The organism is Micromonospora sp. NPDC005237 (genome assembly GCF_040607775.1).
GTDB lineage: Bacteria > Actinomycetota > Actinomycetes > Mycobacteriales > Micromonosporaceae > Micromonospora.
The window spans coordinates 259895-282162 of record NZ_JBEXHJ010000005.1 but is presented as its reverse complement, the minus strand read 5'-3'; the positions used below and the strand labels follow the sequence as shown (position 1 = coordinate 282162).

Annotated in this window: 24 protein-coding genes; 13 read left to right on the top strand and 11 right to left on the bottom strand. The window is 73.9% G+C overall.

The genetic code is table 11. The features are described 5' to 3' along the window. From ABZT87_RS16135 to ABZT87_RS16120, 4 genes are read right to left on the bottom strand one after another with little or no spacing between them, the layout of a single operon-like run. On the bottom strand, window positions 1-708 hold the full coding sequence (locus ABZT87_RS16135) for an SIS domain-containing protein (RefSeq protein ID WP_355136502.1): 708 nt from the start codon (window positions 706-708) through the stop codon (window positions 1-3). After that, a complete protein-coding gene (locus tag ABZT87_RS16130) occupies window positions 705-1922 on the bottom strand; it encodes a glycosyltransferase (RefSeq protein WP_355136249.1) in 1218 nt (405 codons plus the stop codon). The genes ABZT87_RS16135 and ABZT87_RS16130 overlap by 4 nt, the downstream gene beginning before the upstream one ends. Continuing rightward, complete coding sequence (locus tag ABZT87_RS16125) at window positions 1907-2881, bottom strand: glycosyltransferase (protein ID WP_355136247.1); 975 nt, start codon at window positions 2879-2881, stop codon at window positions 1907-1909. The genes ABZT87_RS16130 and ABZT87_RS16125 overlap by 16 nt, the downstream gene beginning before the upstream one ends. After that, window positions 2878-4449 (bottom strand): HAD-IIIA family hydrolase, encoded by a 1572-nt coding sequence (locus ABZT87_RS16120; RefSeq protein ID WP_355065773.1) that lies wholly within the window; start codon window positions 4447-4449, stop codon window positions 2878-2880. The genes ABZT87_RS16125 and ABZT87_RS16120 overlap by 4 nt, the downstream gene beginning before the upstream one ends. Before the next feature lie 257 nt (window positions 4450-4706). On the opposite strand from ABZT87_RS16120, the gene ABZT87_RS16115 reads away from it, so the two are divergent. Continuing rightward, complete coding sequence (locus ABZT87_RS16115; RefSeq protein ID WP_355136245.1) at window positions 4707-5153, top strand: SRPBCC family protein; 447 nt, start codon at window positions 4707-4709, stop codon at window positions 5151-5153. Window positions 5154-5348: 195 nt separating this feature from the next. Next, entirely contained in the window at window positions 5349-6116 is a 768-nt protein-coding gene (locus ABZT87_RS16110; protein WP_355136243.1) for a polyprenol monophosphomannose synthase, read from the top strand. 76 nt (window positions 6117-6192) lie between these two features. Here the strand turns inward: ABZT87_RS16110 and ABZT87_RS16105 are convergent, their stop codons facing one another. Continuing rightward, a complete protein-coding gene (locus ABZT87_RS16105) occupies window positions 6193-7803 on the bottom strand; it encodes an NAD(P)/FAD-dependent oxidoreductase (protein WP_354860112.1) in 1611 nt (536 codons plus the stop codon). Window positions 7804-7875: 72 nt separating this feature from the next. On the opposite strand from ABZT87_RS16105, the gene ABZT87_RS16100 reads away from it, so the two are divergent. Then, complete coding sequence (locus ABZT87_RS16100) at window positions 7876-9309, top strand: aldehyde dehydrogenase family protein (protein ID WP_355136241.1); 1434 nt, start codon at window positions 7876-7878, stop codon at window positions 9307-9309. A gap of 53 nt (window positions 9310-9362) precedes the next feature. On the opposite strand, the gene ABZT87_RS16095 is transcribed toward ABZT87_RS16100, so the two are convergent. Beyond that, entirely contained in the window at window positions 9363-9764 is a 402-nt protein-coding gene (locus ABZT87_RS16095) for a ChaB family protein (protein WP_354860117.1), read from the bottom strand. 189 nt (window positions 9765-9953) lie between these two features. Here ABZT87_RS16095 and ABZT87_RS16090 point away from each other — a divergent pair, with 189 nt between their 5' ends. The 4 genes from ABZT87_RS16090 (at window position 9954) to ABZT87_RS16075 (ending at window position 12328) form a co-directional block, all read left to right on the top strand. Continuing rightward, a complete protein-coding gene (locus ABZT87_RS16090; RefSeq protein WP_355136239.1) occupies window positions 9954-10940 on the top strand; it encodes a YihY/virulence factor BrkB family protein in 987 nt (328 codons plus the stop codon). A gap of 91 nt (window positions 10941-11031) precedes the next feature. Further along, window positions 11032-11448, top strand: a complete 417-nt coding sequence (locus ABZT87_RS16085) for a DUF2795 domain-containing protein (RefSeq protein WP_354860120.1) — start codon at window positions 11032-11034, stop codon at window positions 11446-11448. A 52-nt stretch (window positions 11449-11500) separates the two neighbouring features. After that, window positions 11501-11962: an SRPBCC family protein gene (locus tag ABZT87_RS16080; RefSeq protein WP_354860122.1), complete on the top strand. Its 462-nt coding sequence runs from the start codon at window positions 11501-11503 to the stop codon at window positions 11960-11962. 108 nt (window positions 11963-12070) lie between these two features. Further along, a complete protein-coding gene (locus tag ABZT87_RS16075; RefSeq protein WP_354860125.1) occupies window positions 12071-12328 on the top strand; it encodes a hypothetical protein in 258 nt (85 codons plus the stop codon). Here ABZT87_RS16075 and ABZT87_RS16070 read toward each other — a convergent pair. Further along, a complete protein-coding gene (locus ABZT87_RS16070; RefSeq protein ID WP_355136237.1) occupies window positions 12283-13635 on the bottom strand; it encodes an MFS transporter in 1353 nt (450 codons plus the stop codon). The genes ABZT87_RS16075 and ABZT87_RS16070 overlap by 46 nt on opposite strands. Before the next feature lie 157 nt (window positions 13636-13792). Between ABZT87_RS16070 and ABZT87_RS16065 the strand changes: the two genes are divergently transcribed. Beyond that, complete coding sequence (locus tag ABZT87_RS16065; protein ID WP_354860130.1) at window positions 13793-14002, top strand: hypothetical protein; 210 nt, start codon at window positions 13793-13795, stop codon at window positions 14000-14002. On the opposite strand, the gene ABZT87_RS16060 is transcribed toward ABZT87_RS16065, so the two are convergent. Continuing rightward, complete coding sequence (locus tag ABZT87_RS16060; RefSeq protein WP_354860132.1) at window positions 13999-14448, bottom strand: hypothetical protein; 450 nt, start codon at window positions 14446-14448, stop codon at window positions 13999-14001. The genes ABZT87_RS16065 and ABZT87_RS16060 overlap by 4 nt on opposite strands. Window positions 14449-14640: 192 nt before the next feature. Here ABZT87_RS16060 and ABZT87_RS16055 point away from each other — a divergent pair, with 192 nt between their 5' ends. Then, entirely contained in the window at window positions 14641-14994 is a 354-nt protein-coding gene (locus ABZT87_RS16055) for a DUF6401 family natural product biosynthesis protein (protein WP_355136235.1), read from the top strand. Window positions 14995-15086: 92 nt separating this feature from the next. Here the strand turns inward: ABZT87_RS16055 and ABZT87_RS16050 are convergent, their stop codons facing one another. Next, window positions 15087-15950, bottom strand: coding sequence for a hypothetical protein (locus tag ABZT87_RS16050; protein WP_354860136.1), 864 nt, complete (start codon window positions 15948-15950; stop codon window positions 15087-15089). Between the two features lie 198 nt (window positions 15951-16148). Here ABZT87_RS16050 and ABZT87_RS16045 point away from each other — a divergent pair, with 198 nt between their 5' ends. The 3 genes from ABZT87_RS16045 (at window position 16149) to ABZT87_RS16035 (ending at window position 20422) form a co-directional block, all read left to right on the top strand. Then, window positions 16149-18284, top strand: a complete 2136-nt coding sequence (locus tag ABZT87_RS16045) for a SpoIIE family protein phosphatase (RefSeq protein ID WP_355136233.1) — start codon at window positions 16149-16151, stop codon at window positions 18282-18284. Between the two features lie 63 nt (window positions 18285-18347). Beyond that, the gene (locus ABZT87_RS16040; RefSeq protein ID WP_355136231.1) at window positions 18348-19025 is read left to right on the top strand and encodes an HAD family hydrolase; all 678 of its coding nucleotides are present in this window, start codon (window positions 18348-18350) and stop codon (window positions 19023-19025) included. A 107-nt stretch (window positions 19026-19132) separates the two neighbouring features. Further along, entirely contained in the window at window positions 19133-20422 is a 1290-nt protein-coding gene (locus ABZT87_RS16035) for a cation:proton antiporter (RefSeq protein WP_355136229.1), read from the top strand. Window positions 20423-20439: 17 nt separating this feature from the next. On the opposite strand, the gene ABZT87_RS16030 is transcribed toward ABZT87_RS16035, so the two are convergent. Next, window positions 20440-21378, bottom strand: coding sequence for an FAD-dependent oxidoreductase (locus ABZT87_RS16030; protein ID WP_355136500.1), 939 nt, complete (start codon window positions 21376-21378; stop codon window positions 20440-20442). A gap of 112 nt (window positions 21379-21490) precedes the next feature. Between ABZT87_RS16030 and ABZT87_RS16025 the strand changes: the two genes are divergently transcribed. Continuing rightward, complete coding sequence (locus ABZT87_RS16025) at window positions 21491-21709, top strand: DUF3072 domain-containing protein (RefSeq protein ID WP_354860183.1); 219 nt, start codon at window positions 21491-21493, stop codon at window positions 21707-21709. An 8-nt stretch (window positions 21710-21717) separates the two neighbouring features. Here ABZT87_RS16025 and ABZT87_RS16020 read toward each other — a convergent pair whose 3' ends face one another. Continuing rightward, window positions 21718-22218 carry a metallophosphoesterase gene (locus tag ABZT87_RS16020; protein ID WP_355065620.1) on the bottom strand — a complete coding sequence of 167 codons (501 nt, stop codon included), beginning with the start codon at window positions 22216-22218 and terminating at the stop codon, window positions 21718-21720. Between the last annotated feature and the right edge of the window lie 50 nt (window positions 22219-22268).

Sequence of the window (22268 nt, the reverse complement as noted above, 5' to 3'; positions counted from 1 at the left end):
TCACGCGTCGACCTGCTGTCCGGCCCCGCCGTCGAGCACCACCTCGACCCCGGTCCGCACCGGCCCGGACGCGAGCCGACCGGCCGGCGCCGGCTCGACGGGCACACCCGCGGCGGCGCCGGTCACGGCCAGCGCGGCGGGCAGTTCCTGTTCGAGGTACTCGCAGATCAGGTGGCTGGTGACGAGATGCAGCTCCTGGACGACCTGGGTGTCGGCCGACGGCACGGCGAGCACCTCGTCGCAGGCGTCGGCGAGCGGGTTGGGAGCGGGCCCGGTGAGTGCCCACGTGGTCAGGCCGGCGTCGCGCGCCGCGTGCGCGGCGGTGAGCAGGTTGAGGCTGGTGCCGCTGGTGCTGAGCAGCAACAGGACGTCGCCGGGCCGGCCGTGGGCGCGGACCTGACGGGCGTAGACATCGCCGTAGCCGTAGTCGTTGGCGATGGCGGTCACCGCGCTGGTCTCGGCGTGCAGGGCGATGGCCGACAGGGGCTGGCGGTCGTCGTGCAGCTTGCCCACCAGCTCGGCGGTGAGGTGCTGGGCCTCGGCGGCGCTGCCACCGTTGCCGGCGACGAGCAGCCGTCCGCCGCCGGCCAGCCGGTGCGCGAGGGCCGCGCCCCAGCGCGCCAGTTGCGGTTCACACCGGCGGTACGGCGCCAGTGCCGCGGCGAGGTTGGTCAGGTGCACGTCGAGCGGGCTGCCCGCCGGCATCAGGCCACCACCCGGGTCGGCCGGCGCACGGCGGCGACCTCGCCGTAGACCTCGGCCAGGCGCTCGGCGGTGACCTCCCAGGAGTAGCGCGACCGGGCTCGCTCGCGCGCCGCCGTGGCGTACCGGAAGCGGCGGATCCGGTCGACGAGCAGCCGCTGGATCGCGGCGGCGAGGGCCTGCGGATCCCGGGCCGGTACGAGGTCGCCGGTCGTGCCGTCGACGACGGTGTCGCGGATGCCGCCCACGGCGGTGCCGACGACCGGCACGCCGCACGCCATCGCCTCCAGCGGGGTCAACCCGAACGGCTCGTACCAGGGCGCGGCGACCAGCAGGTCCGCCGAGCGGTACCAGCGGCCCATCTCCTCCCGGGGCACCGCGCCGACGAGGTGCACCCGGTCGGCGACCCCGCACGACTCGGCCAGGGCGCGCAGCCTGCGGGCGTACGGGTCGGTCTCCAGCAGCCCCTCGGGCGGACCGCCGACCACCACACACTCGGCGTCGGGCACCAGCGCCATGGCGCGGACCACCGTCTGGAAACCCTTGCGCTCGACCAGCCGGCCCACGGTCAGGATCCGGGCTCGGCCCGGCTCACGGTCGGCGACCGGCCCGAGCGGGGAGAACGAGGCGAGGTTGACCCCGGAGGGCACGACGGTCATCCGGGACCGGGGCACGCCCATCCGGACCAGCTCTCCGACCTCGTCGCGGCACTGGGCGACCACCCGGTCCACCGAGCGGCCCAGTTCCCGCTCGTAGGAGATGCGCCGGGCCGGGCTGGTGTCCTGCACGCCCTGGTAGCGGCGCTTGACCGTGCCCAGCGCGTGGTACGTCTGCACCACCGGCACCCCGGTCTGCCGACCGGCGGTCAACGCGGCCAGGCCACTCATCCAGAAGTGCGCGTGGATCACCTCGGGCGTCCAGTCCCCGCCGCGCCACCGCTCGATGAGCCAGCGGCTGAACTCGCGCATGTGCGGCAGCAACGCGTCCTTCGCGACCGGCTCGGCCGGACCGGCCGGCACGTGCACCACGTCGTACCCGTCCGGGGCGCGCACGGTCACCGGCAGGTCGAGGGCGTCGCGGCGGGTGTAGACCCGCACCTCGTGCCCGGCGGCGGCGAGCGCGGCTGACAGCTCGGCGACGTGCGTGTTCTGGCCGCCGGCGTCCTCGCCTCCGAGGATGGCGAGCGGGCTGGCGTGCTCCGAGATCATCGCGATCCGCATACTTCCTCCTCCAGCAGCCGGTCCCAGTCAGCGAGGAAACGGTCGAGGCCGTACCTGTCCCGCGCGGCGGCCCGTGCCGCCACGCCGGCCTGACGTGCGGCCGCCGGCTCGGCGATGAACCGGCGGGCGGCGTCGAGCAGGGTGTCCATCCGGGTGGCGAGCGCCCCCGCCTCCGGTGGCACCGCGGTCACCGCCTCGGTGGTGGCGAGCGCGACGACCGGCATGCCGATCGTCATCGCCTCGATGAGGCTGAGCCCGAGGGAGGTCCAGCGGCACAGGTGCAGGTACGCGCGCCGGCGGGCCAGCTCGGCGTGCATCCGGTCCTGGGGTACGTCGTCGTGGCTGGTGAGCCGGTCGGCGGACAGCCCGAGATGGTCGGCGAGACCCGCGACGCCCATGCCGAACACGTCCAGCGGCGCGATCTCGGCGAACTCGGGCAGCAGGTCCGTGCCGGTCACCCGGCCCCGCCGCACCGGTTCGTTGATCACCACGGCGAGCCGGTCCAGTTCACCCGTGTACGACACGGTCGGCGCGACGATGCCGTGATCGACCACCCTGGTGCGGGTCGCGCCGGTGTCCCAGAAGATCTGGTTGAACCCGGTGACGTGGGCGACGAGCAGGTCGGCGCGGTCGGCCATCGGGTGGCGGGTGTTCGGCACGTCGCCCTTGGGGGTGTTGTGCTCGACGTAGATGGCGGGCACATCACGCCCGGGGCGCCGCCCGAGCCACTGCTCGGCCAGGTCGATCTCCTCTGGACGTTGCAGGACGACCAGGTCGACGTCGCTGCCGGGCAGGTCGTCGGGGGCCACCTCGACGGCGCTGTCCGGCCACGGGTAGGTGCGGGCCCGGCCGAGGCCGTACGGACCACGGTCGGGTGTGGTGGGGATCAGGTAGCGGTGGCTGCCGTGCACGAAGGACGTGGTCCAGGAGCCGTGCACGTGCCAGAGCAGGATGTTCATCGGTTGCCACCACCGCTGGGCACGAGCGTGCGTACCGCCTCGACCACCTCGGCCGGGTCGAGGCCGCTGAGGCACGGGTGCCCCGGGACCGGGCAGCTGGCCGCCCGGGTGTCACGGCAGGGCGCGCCCGCGTCGCCGAGCCGGACGGTGGGCACCCGGTAGGGCCCCCACTGCCCGAAAGGGACGGTCGGCGCGAAGAGGCTCACGACCGGCACCCCGGCCGCGGCGGCCAGGTGCGCGGGCCCGGTGTTGCCGACCACCACGGCGGCGGCGTCCGCGACGAGCGCGGCCAGCCCGGCCAGGTCGGTCCGGCCGCCCAGGTCGGTGCCGCCCGCCGCCGCGACCCGGGCGGTGACCGTACGCTCGTCGGGCCCGCCGGTGACCAGCACCCGATGCCCGGCGGCGGTCAGCGCCGCGGCGATCCGCGCCGCCAGCTCGGTCGGGCAGGCCCGGCTCGACGCGGCCGACCCGGGGTGCAGCACCACGTAACCGGGGTCACCGGCAGCGGCCGGGCGCAGTGCCACGGTGTCGCCCCGGAGCCGGAGCACGGGTTCGTCGCCGACCGGCAGCCGGTAGCCGGCGGCGGCGGCGAGGGAGAGCGCCCGCTCGGGTTCGGGGACGCCCACCGGCACCCGGTGGCGGATGTCCACCAGGGAGCCCGGGTAGTCGTCGCTGATCGCGGCGATCCGGTTGATCCCGGCCATCCGCAGCAGCAACGCGAGCGGCAGGGCGGACTGGTGGAACGACGTGAACACCACCGCCTCGTCCGCGCCGACGGCGGCGAGACGGGCGGTCAGGCCCCGCATGGCGTCCGGGTCGATCGGCGCCGGCGCGGGGTCGATCCACGGCAGCGGGTGCTCGATGATCTCGTCGACGCCGGGCAGCAGCTCGGCGGCGGCGCGTCCACGGGGCCCGCAGAGCAGCACCACCCGCCGCGCGCCGGCCGCGACGGCGCGGATCGCCGGCCCGGTGACGAGCACGTCCCCGGCCGAATCCGAGCGCACCACCAACGCCGTGCCCACCCGCTCGCCGGCCTCGGCGGGTTGCACGGCCCGCTGGCGGCGCAGGATCTCGTCCACCGCCGAGGGCAGGTCCGCGGCCACCCAGCCGGCGGCGGCGATCTCCTCCGGTCGGGTCACCGGGGTGGGCACCAGCACCCCGGCCGCACCGGCGGCCAGTGCCGCGTCCACGTCGCGGCCGATGTCACCCACCAGCACACAGCGCGACGCGCTCGTGCCCAGCTCGCGGGCGGCGGCGTGCACCAGACCGGGCGCCGGTTTACGGCAGTCGCATCGGTCGGAGTCGTCGTGCGGGCAGACCAGCCAGGCGTCGAAGCCACCCAGCAGCTCCTCCACGCGGGCATGCACCGCCCGCATCTGCTCCTCGCTGAAGTAGCCCCGGGCCAGACCCGACTGGTTGGTCACCACCGCCAGGCGCAACCCGGCGGCCCGCAGCCGGTCCAGCGCCGCCCGCGCCCCCGGGACCGGACGGACCTTCTCCGGGTCGCCGTTGTACGGCACATCCTCGATCAGCGTGCCGTCGCGGTCGAGCAGGACCGCGTCGTACAGGACTCCCCCGGGGGGTTCAGCAGGCCCGTGGCCAGCCCGGCCAACACCGGCGTAAACCCGGGCTGACCTGCGCTGATACGGATCCTCCTGGTCCTGTCGCACAGCCGGCGGGTTCCCGGCGCCCCGAGGAGTAAACGTCGTCGTCGGCGCCGTGGGCCAACGCCGGCGGCGGTGCCCCGGTCGGCCTTACCCGCCGCTTCCGAGAAGCTAACCCGCCGGCCCGTTAACCTCCGTCGCGAGGCGGGTATGGGAGCCCAGTGGCGATAGTGGAGAAAGTAATCGACGCTCCCCCGCAGCGGGTGTTCGACGTGCTGGCCGACGGGTGGACGTACAGCGACTGGGTGGTCGGGACCGCGCACGTGCGCGACGTGGACGACGCCTGGCCACGGGTGGGCAGCCAACTGCACCACCGGGCCGGGCCGTGGCCGTTCTCGTTGCAGGACGCCTCGACGGTGCTGGCCTGCGAGCCGCCGCACCGGCTGGTGCTGCGCGCCGGCCTGTGGCCGGCCGGCGAGGCGATCGTGGCGTTCACCCTGGAGCCGGTCGACGGCGACGCCACCCGCGTCCGCCTCGGTGAGGACTTCGCGGCCGGCCCGCTGCGCTGGATCCGCAACAAGATCAACGACCTGGTGCTGCACCTGCGCAACCGGGAGACGCTGGACCGGCTCTCCGACATCGCCACCCGGCAGAAGGGCTCCCGGTGACGGGGCAGACGGTGGTGGTGACCGGCGCGAGCGCCGGTGTGGGCCGCGCGATGGCCCTCACCGCGATGGCCCGTCGCCTGCGCTGAGCGCGCCGCCACCTGCGGCCGGCCCGATCGACGGGGAGCCTTTTCAATCCGGATCGGGCAACTGGCTACCCTCTCAGGTAGCCCTGTCCGCAAACCGAGGATGTCCGACATGATCGAGCCCGTCCAACTGCCGTCGCCGTGGCGAGACGCACACCTGACCGTCGTCGTGCCCACCTACAACGAGGCGGGCAACCTCCCGGCGCTGGTCGAGCGGCTGCTCGCGCTGCCGCTGCCGGGGCTGCGCATCCTCGTCGCCGACGACAACTCCCCCGACGGCACCGGCGAGGTGGCCGACAAGCTGGCCATCGAGTATCCGGAGCGGATCGAGGTGATGCACCGGGCCGGCAAGGAGGGCCTGGGCCGGGCGTACGTCGACGGGATGACCCGGGCTCTCGATGGCGGCGCCGAGTTCGTGGCACAGATGGACGCCGACCTGTCGCACCCGCCGGAGGCGCTGCCGGGGATGCTGGGCGCGCTGCTCTCCACCCAGGCCGGCGTGGTGATCGGCTCCCGGTACGTGCCCGGTGGCGAGCTGGACGAGAACTGGCCGCTGTACCGGCGCGCACTCAGCGGATGGGCGAACCTCTACGTGCACACGCTGCTGCGGGTGCGCATCCGGGACCTGACCGCCGGTTTCAAGATCTGGCGGGCCGACGCGCTGAAGGACATCGGCCTGCACCGCGTGCAGTCCAACGGCTACAGCTTCCAGGTCGAGATGCACTACCTGGCGACCAAGCTGGGCCACACGATCCTGGAGGTCCCGATCCGCTTCGAGGAGCGGCGCGACGGCGTCTCCAAGATGACCACGGCGACCAAGGTCGAGAGCGCGCTGATGCCGTTCCGCCTGCGCAGCAAACACCGCAACATCACCAACTGACCCCGCCCCCAGCGGTGATCAAGAGGTTTGCGTCACCGGCGAGCCGGAATCTGACGCAAACCTCTTGATCACCGCATCAGGTCGGGGGGTAGACGGCCCGGTGGGCGGTGGCGATCGCCGCCGCGTAGGCGGCGCCGGTCAGGGCACGGTCGCGGGCCAGGGCCGCGCGGGCCGCGTTCGCGCCCGGTGCGCCGTGCACCCCACCGCCCGGGTGCGCCGACGAGCTGGCCAGAAAGAGCCGGTCCACCGGGGTGTCCGCCCGGCCCAGGCCGGGAATCGGGCGCAGGAACAGCTGCTGGTACGCGGCGGCGGTGCCCCCGCCGAGCGCGCCCCCGACCAGGCTCGGGTCGCCCTTCTCCAGCTCGGCGGGCCCGGCCACGTGCCGTCCCACGATGAGCTGCCGGAAGCCCGGGGCCGCCGCCTCCAGCACGTCCTCCATGCGCTGCACGTGCCCAGCGATCTCCTCGGCCCGCCAGTCCTTTCGGAACGGCAGGTGGGTGTACGACCACAGCGACTCGGTGCCCGGCGGTGAGTGGCTCGGGTCGGCCACGGACATCTGCCCGACCAGTAGGAACGGGTCGCGGGGCAGTTCGCCGCGGGCGAGTTCGCCGGCGTAGCGGGTCAGCCCGTCGAGGTCCGCGCCGAGATGCACGGTGCCGGCGCCGGCGACCTCCCGGTTGGTCCACGGGACCGGGGCGGAGAGCGCCCAGTCCACCTTCAGCGTCGAGCCGTCCCACCGGAAGTGCGCCAGGTCCTCGACCAGCCGCGACGGCAGCACCGAAGCCCCGACCAGGTCGAGGTAGAGGGCCGGGGCCGGCACGTCGGCGAGGACGGCCCGGCGGGCCCGCCACAGCGCGCCGCCCTCGGTGCGGACGCCCATCGCCCGGCCGCGCGCGGTGAGCACCCGGTCGACCCGCGCGCCGTAGAGGATGCGACCACCGCGTTCCTGCAGGCGGGCCACCAGCGCGTTGGTGATCTGCCGCGCGCCGCCGTCGGGCACCGGCCAGCCGACCTGCTGGCCGAGCATGGCCAGCAGCCAGCCGTACACGCCGGAGCCGGCCTCCTCGGGGGACAGGTCGGTGTGCAGGGCGCAGCCGGCGAGCAGCGCCGGCCCGCCCGGACCGTCGAACAGCTCGTCGCCGAGCTTGCGCACCGGCACCACGAGTCGGCGGGCCAGCCGCAGGGCGCCCGCGACCCGCAGCCGGCGCAGCAGGCCCAGGCCGCCGCGCACCGGGGGGAACGGCGTGGTGATGGTGGTGAGCATCGGCTCGGCCACGTCGAGCCAGTCGGTGTACGCGTTCAGCCAGCGCTTCCCGTCGCCGGGGGCGAACTGCTCCAGCGAGGCGGCCGTGACGTCGGGGTCCCGGTTGATCACCGCCGCCCGGCCGTCGGGCAGCAGGTGTGCCAGCACGTCCGGGGCGTGCCGCCAGGACAGCCCGTACCGGCCCAGGTCGAGGCCGTTCAGCACCGGCGAGGCGTACCCCAGGGGGTAGAACGAGCTGTAGAGGTCGCTCAGGTAGCCCGGGGCGGTCACCTCGGCGGACTGCACCGCGCCGCCGGGTACGGCGGTCGCCTCCAGCACCACCACGTCCCAACCGGCGTCGGCCAGCAGGTTCGCCGCGACCAGGCCGTTGTGCCCGGCGCCGACGACGACGGCGTCCGCGCTCTGCGCGCCGGTGGTAGTCACCCGATCCGCCTACCCGGCGCGCAACCGGGCGAAACGCGTTTGTCTCGCCGGGGCCGGGGCATCCAGCGCCGCATGTACACGGTTGCGCAGCTGGTGGGCGGGGTGTGGGGCGCGGGCGGGGCCGGCGGCGAGCTGGTCGTCCACGATCCGGCGGACGGCGAACCGGTCAGCTCCGTGCCGGTCGCCACGGCCGACGAGGTCGGCAAGGCGGCCCAGGCGGCGCGGGACGCGACCGCGCAGTGGGCGGCGACCGCGCCGGCGGAGCGGGCGGCGGCGCTGCACCGGGCCGCGGACGCGGTCGCGGCCGTCACCGACGAGCTGGCGGCGGCGGTCACCGCGGAGATGGGCAAGCCGCTCGCGGACGCCCGCGGCGGCGTCGAGGCGGGGATCGGCACCCTGCGACAGTACGCGGAGCTGGCCCCGCTACGCGGCGGGCGGACGTTGAACGGCGCGACTGACGCGGCGGACTTCATGACGCCCCAGCCCCGGGGCGTGGTCGCCGTCATCACCCCCTGGAACGACCCGGTGGCGGTGTCCTGCGGACTGCTCGGCGCGGCCCTGGTCACCGGCAACGTGGTGCTCTACAAGCCCAGCGAGCGAACGCCGGCGACGGGTTGGCTGCTGACGCGCGCCCTGGACGCGGCGCTGCCGGCCGGGGTGCTGTCCCTGCTCACCGGTGGTCCGGAGGTCGGCGCGGCACTGGCCACACAGGACGTGGACGTGGTCGCGCACGTCGGTTCCACAGCCACCGGGCGGAAGATCGCCGCCGCCGCGGCCCGTACCGGCGCGAAGGTGCTGCTGGAGAACGGCGGCAGCGACCCGTTGGTCGTCGACGCGGGTGTCGACCCCGACTGGGCGGCGGAGCAGGCCGCGCTCGGGGCGTTCGCGAACGCCGGGCAGATCTGCGTCGCGGTGGAACGGATCTACGTACACCGGGAGGTGGCCGACGACTTCGTGGCGGCGCTGGTGCGGCGGGCCGGCGCACTGCGGGTCGGGCCGGGTCGGGACCCGGGCACCGAGCTGGGCCCGCTCGTCGACCGGCGGCACCGCGACCACGTGCACGGGCAGGTGAGCGCGGCGGCGGCGGCCGGCGCGCGGGTGCGTACCGGTGGGGGGGTGCCGGACGGGCCCGGGGCGTACTACCCGGCGACCGTGGTCACCGACTGCCGGCACGACATGGTGCTGGTACGGGAGGAGACGTTCGGGCCGGTCGCCCCGGTGGTGGTGGTCGACTCCTTCGACGAGGCGCTGACCTGCGCGGCGGACTCGGAGTACGGGCTGGCCGCGACGGTGCTGACCGCGTCGATGAGCCATGCGCAGCGGGCGTGGCGGGAACTGCCGGTGGGCACCGTGAAAGTCAACTCGGTGTTCGGCGGGGCGCCCGGCGGTGCCGCGCATCCGCGCCGGGCCAGCGGGCAGGGCTTCGGGTACGGCCCGGAGCTGCTGGACGAGTTCAGCGCCACGAAGGCGGTGCACATCGAGGCGCCCGGCGGCGGTCACTGGTGAACGCTACGGGCGGAGGCCGGGGTGGCGTCCGCCCGTAGCACGCTGTGCGTGGGTCAGTCGCCGCGAGCCTTGCGGGTGGCCCGGTCGTTGGCCTTCTCGATGGCCGTGACCAGCTCCGGCTTGGTCATGCTCGACCGACCGGGTACGTCCAGCTTGCGGGCCACCGACATGAGGTGGTCCTTGCTGGCGTTGGCGTCCACCCCACCGGCGGTGGGTGCGCGCCGCTCCGGGCCGCCGCCAGCGGCCTGCCGGTCGCTCGGGCCCTTACGGCCCTTCGGCTCCCAGTGGTCGCCCACCTTCTCGAACTGGTGCTTCACCGCCGCGAAGGCGGTGCGGTGCGACCGCTCGCCCTCGCCGTAGGTCTCCACCGCCGAGTCGTGTGTCTTCTCCCAGGTCCGCTGCGCCTTGTCCGGGGAGCGTCGCAGCGTGCTGGGCAGGTCCTCGCGCCCGGGCATCTCGTCCTCCTCCGTGTCGACAGAATCACTGTCACCGTTCCCCGCGGGCGGGGTGGCAAACGCGTCGCGGGCGGGGCCGCACCACGGCGGCGTCGGCCCCGGGTTTGTCGATTTCCCGCTTCGGGTACCGGCCGGGCCAGGCCCGACCGGATGACCGGTCATCCGGTGGCCGGGGAACAGGGAGCGGGCATGACGACCACGGAGCCCGGTACGACGCGCGCCGACACGCCGGGTGCGCCGGTGCCCCGGCGGATGCGGCAGCTGAGCTGGCGGACCTGGCGCGGGGTGCTGGTGCGCAGCGTGACGAACTTCGTCAACGACAACTGCTCCGACTGGGCCGCCGCACTCACCTACTACGGGGTGCTGGCGCTCTTTCCGTCCGCCATCGTGGTGGTGGCCCTGGTCGGTCTGGTCTCCGACGGCGAGCGGACCCTGGACACGGTTGTCGACCTCGCCAAGCAGGTGGGTGCCGGATCGGTGGTGGCTGACAAGGACGGCGGCGTGGTCGGGGTGATCCGGGCCGTGGTGGTTCAGCAGAGCAACGTGAAGGTGCTGCTGAGTTTCGGTCTGCTCGGCGCGCTGTGGTCGGCGTCGGGCTTCATCGGGGCGTTCACCCGTGCCTCCAACGCGATCTACGGGGTGACCGAGGGTCGGCCGGTCTGGAAGCTGCGGCCGGTGCAGATCGGCTTGGCCGCGGTGACGTTGGTGCTGCTCGCGGTGGTCGCCCTCGCGCTGATCGTCAGCGGCCCGGTCACCGACGCGGTCGGCGACCTGATCCACGCCGGCGGCCTGGCCCGGACGGTGTGGAGCGTGGCGAAGTGGCCGGTGCTCGCCATAGTCATGGCGGTGCTGCTGTCCCTGCTGTTCTGGATCGCCCCGAACGTGCGCCAGCCCCGCTTCCGCTGGCTCACCCCCGGCGGCGCGGTGGCCCTGGTCTCCTGGGCGGCGGTCTCCTTCGGCTTCGGCCTCTACGTGGCCAAGTTCGCCTCGTACAACACGACGTACGGGAGCCTGGGCGCGGCCATCGCGTTCCTGGTCTGGCTCTACCTGTCCAACTCCGCCCTGATGCTCGGGGTGCAGATCAACGCCGAGGTGCAGCGCGGCCGGCAGTTGCAGGCGGGCGAGAAGGACCTCCAGGAGCCGATTCTGCCGCCGCGGAAGGCCGCCGACTCCTAAGCGCCGGTTGTCCGCCCGGATGTCCGGCCCGGGGGCCGGTTCGTGACGCGGTGCCGGTTTACCGGGCGGGGTGCCGGGTAGCGCAGAAGGCATGGAGCGTGGCAACAGCAAGCACGGACCGAGGATCGACGAGCAGATGAGCCAGGAGGTCAGCGGCCTCGTGCAGGGGCCGGGGACCGGTGGCTCTCGGGTCGACGAGTCCCGGGTGCCGGAACCGGCCGGCGAGGACCAGCCGGAGACCACCACGGCACCGGCGGGCGACCTGCGCACCGGCACGCCGCAGGGGATGAGTTCCACCGACGTCGAGCAGCGCAGCCGGCTCGGCCGGTTCATCTCCATGAGCGCGCTGCCCGGCGACCGACTGGTGCTCATCGCCAGCGCCCGGGAGAACGAGGCGCCCGACGACATCGTGGCGGCGCTGGAGCGGCTGCCCGAGGGCACCGAGTACCAGACGGTCTCCGAGGTGTGGGCCGCGCTCGGCAACAAGAACGAGACAACTCGCTGGTGAGCAGGATCGTCCCCCGATCCGGCCATCACCCGCGACCAGAGGAGGGTTCCTGATGAGTGGCGTTACCGAACACGTCGAGGTTTCCGTACCCGTAAGCACCGCGTACGACCAGTGGACGCAGTTCGAGGAGTTCCCCCAGTTCATGGAGGGCGTGCAGGAGGTCCGGCAGCTCTCCGACACGATGACCCACTGGACGGTGGACATCGCCGGCGTGAAGCGCGAGTTCGACGCCGAGATCACCGAGCAGTTGCCCGACGAGCGGGTCGCCTGGCGCTCCACCGGCGGCACCCAGCAGGCCGGTGTGGTGACCTTCCACCGCCTGGACGAGGGCAAGACCCGGGTCACCCTCCAGCTCGAGTTCGAGCCGCACGGGGTGGTCGAGCAGGCCGGCGACAAGCTCGGCATCGTCGACCGGCGGGCCAAGGGCGATCTGGAGCGGTTCAAGACGTTCATCGAGCGGCGCGGTCAGGAGACCGGCGCCTGGCGTGGCTCGGTGGACCGCCCGCAGCCGTGATCCCGCGAACCGACCGAGGATGGCCGCCGGAGTTCCCGGCGGCCATCGTCGTGTCTCGGGCCGGCTGGTACCCGTTTGCGATCATCGCGCCCGGGTACGGCTGAAGTCATGACGGACGACAGGGTGTGGCGCGACGAGGAACGGCTTCCGCTGGAGGAGTTGGAGCGCGCCGTGGCGGGCTCCAGCATCGACGGGCAGGCCGACGACGTGACCGGCAACGACGCCGGTGAGGAGGCCGCCTTCGGGCACGGGCCCGCGGCGGCCGACCGTGGCGGAGAGGCCGAGGGCGCCGGGCGGGAGCCGACCGACCCGCAGCGCGCCTACCGCCCGTCGACGACCGGCCGGACCGGACCGGACAACGGATAGTCCGCGTCGGGCAGAGCGGCCCGGGACCGGGCCGGCGTCCCGGACGCGGCGGGCTCGGCCGCTGCGGGCCCGGACGCATCGGAGCCGGGGCCGGGCTGCTCCGGCCCGCTTCCGGCGGCGGGCCGGCGGGCGCCCAGTTCGTAGAGCACGATCAACGCCAGCGCGAGCACCACCAGGGCCGGGCCGAGCACCTGCACCGACAGGTTGCTGATCAGCACGCCGAGGCCTGTCGGGACGAGCGCCGCGCCCACACCGGCGGCACCGATCTGCAACCCGATGGCCCGGTCCGCGTGCGCCGCGCCCACCCGGTCGGCGGTGGTGAGGGTGAGCAGAGGGAACACCGGCGCGGCGGCGAACCCCAGCACGACCAGGCCGAGCACGGCCAGCACGGCCGACCCGGGCACCGCGATCAGCGCCGCACCGAGGGCCATGCCGCCCAGGCTGACCCGCAACACCAGCCGGGGCCCCAGCCGCTCGGCGACCACGCCCTGCACCACCCGGCCGACGAAGAGGCTGCCCCAGTACGCGGAGACGCAGCCGCCCGCCACGGCGGCGCTCAGGCCGCGCCCCTGGGTGAGCAGCAGGAACGCCCAGAGTCCGGCGGACACCTCGATGGCCACGTACAGCGCGAAGGCCAGTGCCCCGGACCAGACCGCCGGCAGCCGCAGCGTGGCCAGGACCGGCACCCGGACCGCGGGCGCGGCGTCGGTCGTCCCCACGCCCGGCTCGGGAGCGGGAGCGCGACGCTGCCACGCGCGTACGGTGAGCGCGAACGCGGTGGCGAGAGCGAGTTGGGCGCCGGCCACGATGCCGTACCCCCACCGCCAGGCCAGCCCGGCGCTGAGCGCCGCCGTCATGATCAGTGGCCCGATCGCCACGCCGAGGCCGAAGAAGGCGTGCAGCCAGTTCATGTGTCGCGGGCCGAAGGCCCCGGCGGCGTACGCGTTGAGCCCGGAGTCGATCGCACCGGAGCCCAGCCCGAGCACCAGCGCGCAGCCCACGAGCACGGCCAGCCCGGGGCTCACGGCGTAGCCGGTCAGCGCCAGGCTGGCCAGCAGGGTGCTGCCGGCGAGCAGCGCGCCCACGCCGAGGCGGGCCAGCGTGAACCCGGCCAGCACGCTGGAGGCGAGATAGCCGACCGTGCCTGCGGTGAGCAGCAGTCCGACCGCCTCGGTGGGTACGCCGAAGTCCGCGCGGATCGACGGCCAGCCGACGCCGAGCAGTCCGTCGGGCAGGCCGAGGCTGACGAACGCGAGATAGGCCAGCAGGAGCAGCGTGGCGCGGGGCGGCGCGGGCGAGGTGGACACGGGACCCCATCCTGCCGCAGCGCACCTTACCGGCGGCGGGAGCCGCCCGTGCGCCGCGACAAGAACTGGTGTCCGGACGGTTGAGAATGCGGACAGCTCAGCCAGAATCGGCCGATCGGAGGACGGCAAAGGGGCCAGTTCGCGTAAGAATTTCGGGATGCATCAAGGCTCCGGAATCCTCTCCACGCGTCAGCGCCGCCTCGCCTGGCTCGGCTTCCTGCTCGCCGCGCTGCAGGCGCCCGTGTCGGCCTGGCTCGTCTCCGACGAGTCCTGGCTGTTCAGCCTCTGCGTCGCGCTCATGGTGGCGACCGTGATCATCGCCGACGACGCCGCCCGGCGTCGGCCGGCCAACGCGACCGGCGACTAGCCCTCGCCGACCGGCCGGGCCTCGTGTCCCGGTCGGCCCCGGGTGCGGCGGCGCTCCTTCATCTCCGCCTCGAACAGATGGCGTCGCCCGCCCACCAACTCGTCACGGGCCTGCCGGTCCAGTTCGCGGAACAGCGCGTGGTAGCCGTCGTCGAAGTCCTCGACGATCTGGAACGTCCACCGGCCGGCAATCACGTTGCGGCCGAGCAGTTCGGCGTCGATACGTTCGGCGATGTGTGGATGTCCGGCGGCGCGGAACTGCTCCACCGCGTCGTCGAGCATCAGGTCGGCGTGCCCGATCAACTGGTGCAGCGAGTACAGGTGCCCACGGGCCCGTTCCACGCACTCCAGCGCCTCGCTGAGCTTGCCCAGCGCCGCGACCGTCTCGTCGCTCACCCCTGCCGGCCGCCGGTGCCGCTCGTCCGGCCCGTCCGTCGGTTCCCCCATCGGTGCCTCCCTGCTGTCTGCCGCCCCACCCGGCGCCGTCCGTGCTCTGTGCCGGGCTGCGCCGTCCCTCTCCTGCTGCCCCGTCTGTGCCGGATCAACCCCCGCGGCCAGCCCGACTCGTCCGGTGGCACAACCGACACCCGCCGAGCGGCCGAGGCCGGCCCGGTGACCGGTCGGTTAGCCTCGGTCACCATGCGTGTGCCGTTCAACCGGGTCGCCTCCCGGACCGCCGTCGACTCGGCGCGGTCCACCCTGGCCGCCCTCACCGTCTCCGTGGGCACCGCCGGCCTCGCCGCCGCCGCCGCGCGTCCCGGACTGCTGGCGCTGGTCGACCAGCACGCCGCCGCCGTGCGGGACAGCCTGGACGGCGACCGGCGGCCGTTGACCGCCGCGACGCTCGCCGGCTACGCCGAGGGGGTACGCGAGGCCGCCCTGGAGCACGGGTGGACGCCGCCGCGGGGCCCGGTGGACTGGAGCGAGCCGGAGTGGCCGCTCACCCGGCTCGTCGCCGTCTGCGCGCTGGCCCGTTCGCTCGACCGTTCCTGACCCACCCGGTCACCCCGTACGGCTCGCGACGCGGAGAGGGCGCCCGCGCAACGCGGACGCCCTTCCCCTCACGATCGTGCCGTCGCGCCCCGCTACGGGCGGTACTGCTGGGTCTCGTCGGCCGCACCGGACTGGTACGTGCCGCGCCCACCGGACATCGTCGACTGCTCGTCGACCCGGGGCATGGCCTGGGTCCGGTCGCCGCCACGGTCGGCCATCTGCCGCTCCATGTCGCCGCGCCCGGCCGAGGTGGCCCGCCGATGCTCCTGCATCGCCCGGGCTTCCTGGGCGGCCCGGTCGAGCCAGCCGTCCCAGCGGTTCTGCATGGGCTTCACCAGACCACCGCCGACGCCGACGATCAGGATGCCGGCGACCGTGGCGAGCACCGCGATCAGCACCGGAGTGGTGACCGTGGTGGCGATACCCACCTGGTTCAGCGCGGCGATCACGCCGAGCGCGATGATGAAGATCGCCGTCAGGTCGGCCAGGACCTTGCCGTACGAGAGCCCGCCCAGCGCCCCGGTGACCAGATCGCGGGCGGCGTTGGCGATCGCGGCCGCGATCACCACGATGACGATCGCGACGAACGCGCGCGGCAGCCAGGCCACCACACCGCTGATCAGGTTACTGATCGCGTTGGGCCCCCAGACTCCGAAGGCGAACTGCAGGGTGAACAGCAGGACGGCGTAGTACGCCAACCTGGCCAGGATGTCGCTGGCGTCGTACTTCGTTCTCTCCAGTGCCCGTTTGATGCCTCCGCGTTCGACGGCCTCGTCGAAATGCACCCGTTCCAGCACCGCATCCACGATCTTGAGGACCGCTCTGGCGATGATCCAGCCGACCACGAGGATGACGATGAAGGCCACTGCCTTCGGGATGAAGAGCAGCACCGACCTCCAGGTGTCGGCGATGGCATCGCCGATGTCGGCCTGCCGAACCGCGAGGGTTTTCAGCATGATGTCCCTCCTGTCGCATGGACTGCGCCGGGGGCATACCCGGCCACCGGTGCGGCAGTCCGTGTGGCTCCCTGCCATTTTTCCGACAAGTCGTCAAACAGGGGTCCTGACCTGCCCTAACAGTCACCCCGCCGGGGCCGGCCGCGACCCGCGCACATGATCGGATGCGGCTGGCCGACGGCCGGCTAGGCTGCGAACATGCCAGGAACGGTCGGGCGAGTCCCCACGCCAGCAATCCCGGTCCCCGGCGAATCCACCGGGCCCGGTGCGGCCGCCGTGCTCGCCCACGACTGGTCCGCCACCGCCCTCGGCCCGCGCGAGGGGTGGGATCCGGCGGTCCGGGCCGTGGTCGAGCTGATCCTCGCCTCGCCGATGCCGATGGCACTGGCGTACGGCGACGACCTCGTCCTGCTCTACAACGACGGTTATGCCGAGTTGTTGGGGAGCAAACACCCGGCTGCCCTCGGTCGACCGGCCGCCGAGGTGTACGCCGAAATCTGGTCGCTGCCCGGCTTCGGTGACGTGATCGAGCGCGCCTACCGGCAGGGCGTGCCCTTCCTGGAGAAGGAGTCCACGCTCCCCCTGATCCGGGACAGCTCCGGGGTGGTCGAGCAGGTGGTCTTCACCCGGGGTCACTCGGCCGTCCGCGACAGCGCTGGGCAGATCGTGGGAATCCTGACGGTGGCCGCCGAAACCACCCACGTGACCGAGCAGTTGCAGAGTCTCAGCGACGTCGCCGCCGCGCTCGCCGGCACCCTCACCCTCGACGACGTGGCCCGGGTCGCGCTGCGCCACACCATCACCACGTTCGACGCCGACCGGGTCTCGTTCGTGGTCGACGAGGGTGGCGGTGGCTGGCGGATGGTGCGCCGGGTCCGCGGCGAGCTGATGGACGAGGCCGACGAGCGGTTGCCGCCGCTGTGGCGGCGGACGCCGGCGGACTGGCTGGGCCCGGTCGCGCTCGCGGCCCGCTCGGGCGAGTCGTCGTTCACCCGCGACGGGCAGCCGCTGCGCGAGACCGCCGTGGACCGCCACGACCAGAAGATCCGGTCGATGGCCGTGCTGCCGCTGGGCACCTCGGTGATCCGGGGTGGGTTGACGGTCGGCTACCAGGTGCCGCACTCCTGGTCGGCGGCCGAGCGCGCGCTGCTGGCCGCCTCGGCGGAGCTGATCGGTCAGGCCGCGGAGCGGGCCCGGCGGTTCGAGACCCAGCACGGCACCGCCCAGTTGCTGCAACGCAGCATGCTGCCGGAGCACCTTCCCGACCTGCCCCGGCTGCGGATCGCGGCCCGCTACGACCCGGGGGTGGACGGCAACGCGGCCGGCGGTGACTTCTACGACGCGTTCCTGCTGCCCACCGGCGCGCTCGGCGTGGTGCTGGGCGACGTCGCCGGGCACGACGTGCAGGCCGCGGCGCGGATGGGGCAGGTGCGGGCGGCGCTGCGGGCGCTGGCCCTGGCCGACCCGGCGCCGGACGCGGTGCTGGCCGGGCTGGACCGGCTCGTGGCCAGCCTCGGCGTGGAGGCCGGCACCCACGAGCTGTTCGTCACCGTGGCGTTCGGGGTCATCGACGCCGAGCGCCGGGAGCTGACCCTGGCCAGCGCCGGTCATCCCGCCCCGCTGATCCGCCGGTGCTCCGCGGACGGCCGGTCGCACGCCGAGTACGTGGACCTGCCGGCCGGTCCCCCGCTGGGGCTGGGCGGGCGCCCGACCACCGTCACGGTCGCATTCCCTCCCGGCGACACCCTGCTGTTGTTCAGCGACGGCGTGGTGGAGCGGCGGCGGCAGAGCCTCACCGCCGGGCTGGACGCCCTCGGTGACGCCGTGGCCAAGGCCGGCACCAGTGATCCCCGCGCCCTCTGCGCGGTGGCCACCGCCGCCGTGTCCGGCGGCACCGAGGACGACGTGGCCGTGCTGGCGGTCGAGCACGCGCTCAAGCCGAGCCGGTCGGCGGCGATGGAGGTGCCGGCCGAGCCGACCGCGCCCAGCCGGGTCCGACACTGGATGACCGGCCAGCTCACCGAGTGGCAGGTGCCCGAGTCGGTGATCGGCGCGGCGGTGCTGTGCACCAGCGAGCTGACCACCAACGCGCTGCTGCACGCCGGCACGGCCGCCCGCGTGGAGATCGATCTCAGTCCGGAGCGGCTGCTGGTCTCGGTCGCCGATTCCGGCACCCGGGGCACCGTGACCCGGGCCCGCACGGACACGTTGAGCAGTCGCGGGCGCGGGTTGGGCCTGATCGAGGAGTTGAGCGACGCCTGGGGCACCGACCCGTCGGTGCGCGGGTCCACGGTCTGGTTCGAGATCCTCGTCCCGCCGGCCGAGCCGCGCTGAGGTCGGCCGGCGTCGGCGAACCCGGACGAATCAGCCGACCGCCGAACGGGTAGGAGTGCGCCCATGGCCACCGAAAAACCCCACGGGGTGCTCTTCGACATCGACGGGACGCTCGTCGACACCACCTACCTGCACACGGTGAGCTGGTGGGAGGCGCTGCGCCAGGCCGACCACCCGGTGCCGATGGCGACCGTGCACCGCTCGATCGGGATGGGCTCGGACAAGCTGCTGGACCACCTGCTCGGCCCCGAGCGCGACCGCGACGACGACCCGAAGCTCCGCGAGGCGCACAACACCCTGTACACCGAGTACTGGGAGCGGCTGACTCCGCTGCCCGGGGCGGCGGACCTGCTGCGGGCGTGCGCCGAGCGGGGGCTGCGGGTGGTGCTCGCCACCTCCGCCGCGGAACACGAGGTGGGTGCGCTGCGCCGGGCTCTGAACGCCGACGACGTGGTGGACACCATCACCTCCTCGGCGGACGCGCAGGAGAGCAAGCCGGCACCGGACATTCTCGAGGCGGCGCTGGAGCAGTCCGGGCTGGCCGCCGAGCGCGTCGTCTTCGTCGGCGACTCGGTCTGGGACGTCGCCGCGGCCGGCAAACTGGACATTCCCTGCGTCGGGTTGACCTGCGGCGGCACCAGCCGGGGGGAACTCGCCGGCGCCGGCGCGGTGGCGGTGTACGACGACCCGGCCGCGCTGCTGGCCGAGCTGGCGGATTCCCCGCTCATCCGGCCGAGGTGAGACTCACTCCGGTTCACCGGGGCGCACACGCATAGCCGGAAGTCTTCCGGGGCATGGTCTGTGGCCACCTGCCCGCGCCGCGCGGGTGCGGCGAAAGGGTGGTGTCCGTGGAGCCGGTAGACGTCGCGTTCGCGCTTGTGGGCCTGGGCGCGCTGCTCGCGGGCATCCTGCCCCGGGTGTTGGAGCGCCGCCCGTTGTCCATGCCCATCGCGTTCCTCACCCTCGGCATGCTGGTCTTCCTGCTGCCGGTCGGACTACCGACACCGGACCCGCTGGCCCACCCCGAGCTGACCACCCACCTGACCGAGATCGGGGTGATCGTCGCCCTGATGGGCGCCGGTTTGAAGATCGACCGGCCGTTGAGCTGGGCCCGGTGGTCCTCCACCTGGCGACTGCTGGCCATCGCGATGCCGTTGTGCATCGCGGCGGTGGCGCTGCTCGGGTGGTGGTGGGCCGGCCTGGTGCCGGCCGCGGCGCTGCTGCTGGGCGCCGCGCTGGCGCCGACCGATCCGGTGCTCGCCGCCGACGTGCAGGTCGGCGAGCCGACCGATGTGGAGGACTCCGAGGACGAGGTCCGTTTCGCCCTGACCTCGGAGGCGGGCCTCAACGACGGTCTGGCGTTCCCGTTCGTCTACGCGGCCATCGCGATCGCCTCGACCAGCCTCGCCCCGCGCGCGTGGGTGGCCGAGTGGTTCACCGTCGACGTGCTCTGGAAGGTGGGCGTCGGTGTGGGGGGCGGCCTGCTCATCGGCTGGCTGCTCGGCAAGCTGTTCTTCCGGGCGCCCAGCGAGCTGCGACTGGCCCGGCACGCCGAGGGTTTCCTGGCGCTGGCCGCCACCTTCCTGGCGTACGGGCTGGTGGAGGTGGCCGGCGGGTACGGCTTCCTGGCGGTGTTCGTGGCCGCGCGGGCCATCCGGGCCGCCGAGCGGACCCACGAGTTCCATTCGGTGCTGCACGACTTCGCCGAGCAGGTCGAGCGGTTGCTCACCCTGGTGTTGTTGCTGCTGCTCGGCGGCGCGATCGTGGGCGGTCTGCTCGCCCCGCTGACCTGGCCGGCGGCGGCCGTCGGGCTGGCGCTGGTCTTCCTGGTCCGGCCGGCCGTCGGCTGGTTGTCGCTGCGCGGCGCGCCCGGCCGGCCGGCCGAGCACTGGGTGATCTCGCTGTTCGGCATTCGCGGGGTGGGCTCGTTCTACTACCTGGCGTACGCCACCACGAAGGCGGACTTTCCGCAGGCGGAGCTGTTGTGGGCGACCGTCGGGCTGGTGGTGCTCGTCTCCGTGGTGGTGCACGGCGTCGCGGCGACCCCGGTCATGCAGTTGCTGGACCGCGAGGGTGAGCGGACCGAGGACCCGTCCGAACCCGAGGCCCGGCCGGTCGCCGCCGCCGGGCACCCCTGAGGAGGGGGCAGCGGCGTTCAGCCGAGGCGGGCGGCCAGCGCGCGGCCGAGGTCGTGGCCGGAGCGCCAGGCGCTCTGCACGCGGGGCTTGCCGAACGCGTCGCCGGCCAGACCGATCCCGTCGGCGTCGAGGTGGTGGGTGTTCCCGGTGAGGTCGCCGGCCGGCTTGGCGTACGTCCAGCGGTGCACGTGCACGTCGGTGGCCGCCTCGGCCAGCCCCAGCAGGTCCCGGACGGCCTGCTCGATCGCCGGTCCGGCGCCGGAAGGCTGGGCCAGGTGCCGGGCGGCGAACTCCGGCACGGTGTGCGCCACCAGCACCGGCGCGTCGTCACCGCGCCGGTCGCCGTCGTCGCAGATGAGCGAGAGCACCGGATGGTCGTTGACGAACGCGCCGTGGAAGTGCGGCCAGCGCCGGGACGGGAAACGCAGCACCGCGGCCAGGGCCGGCGACCAGGTCTGCTCCTGCACGACCCGGGTGGCGTCGGCCAGGGCGGGATCGAGCAGCAGGGCGGCCTGCGGCCCCGGCATGGCCAGGGCGACCGCCGCGTACGGCTCGCCGTCGACGGCCGGCCCCGGCTCCACGGCGAGCACCAGCCGGTCGACGGTCACCGGCACCGCGCCGGCCAGGTGTTCGACAAGCGACCGCAGCCCGCGTGGCGCGGCGTAGCGCAGCGGACCGGGCACGTCGTGGCGGCCGTTGGTGTCGTACGACCAGAAGGTGTCGGTCCACTCCCGGACCAGGCCGGCGGCACGCCACTCGTCGACCACGGCGGCGAAGTCCGGGTCGCTGGCGGTGAAGTACGCGGCGCCGATGTCGGCGGGGCGGCCGTCGAAGCGTTTGCTGGCCATCCGGCCGCCGCAGACGTGCCCCCGTTCACGGACCTGAACCGGCACCCCGGCCCGGCCCAACTCCACCGCGCAGGCCACCCCGGCGATGCCCGCCCCGACCACCGCCACGCCCGAGGAGTTCACGCTCATCCGTTGATCGTAGGTGCCGACGGTCGCCACGGATGGGCATGAACCGGCGGTGATCGGGGTACTGGCACACCTGTTCGAAGAGAGGGTGATGATGATGACGGACCACAGCAACGACCAGGCCGACCCGCGCGGCGCGATCAAGGACCCGGACGAGTGGGTCACCGGCGACGAGCCGCCCACCGCGGCCCAGGAGTCGTACCTGGCCACGCTGGCCCGGGAGGCGGACGCGACGCTGCCGGACGACCTGACCAAGGCCGAGGCGTCCAAGCGGATCGACGAACTGCAGGCCGAGACGGGTCGCGGCCAGTAGCTCGGCGGTCAGGGGCGCGGCAGGGTGTGCAGCCGGACCCGCGTCAGTCGGGCCTGGGTTGTCTCGGCCTCCAGATAGGTGGCGTGCGGCTGGGATCGGCGGTCGGTGGGCGACCCGGGGTTGAGCAGGCGCAGCCCACCGGGCGCCACGCTGTCCCAGGGGATGTGCGAGTGCCCGAAGACCAGCAGGTCGACGTCGGGAAAGCGGGCCGCGCACCGCTGCTCCCGGCCGGTACGGGGGCCGGTCTCGTGCACCACGGCGACCCGTAGCCCGTCGAGGTCGACGCGGGCGACCTCCGGCAGCCGGGCGCGTAGCGCCGGGCCGTCGTTGTTGCCGTACACGCCGATCAGCCGCCGCGCGCGGGCGGTCATGGCGTCCAGCAGCGACTCGTCGACCCAGTCGCCGGCGTGCAGGACGACGTCCGCCGCCTCGATCGCCGTCCACAGCGGCCCCGGGAGGTCCCGGGCCCGCTTGGGGAGATGCGTGTCCGCCGTGAGCACCAGCCTCATGCCGGCATCATCCCCCGAGCGGGCGCCGTCCACCCGGGGACGCTCGTGGG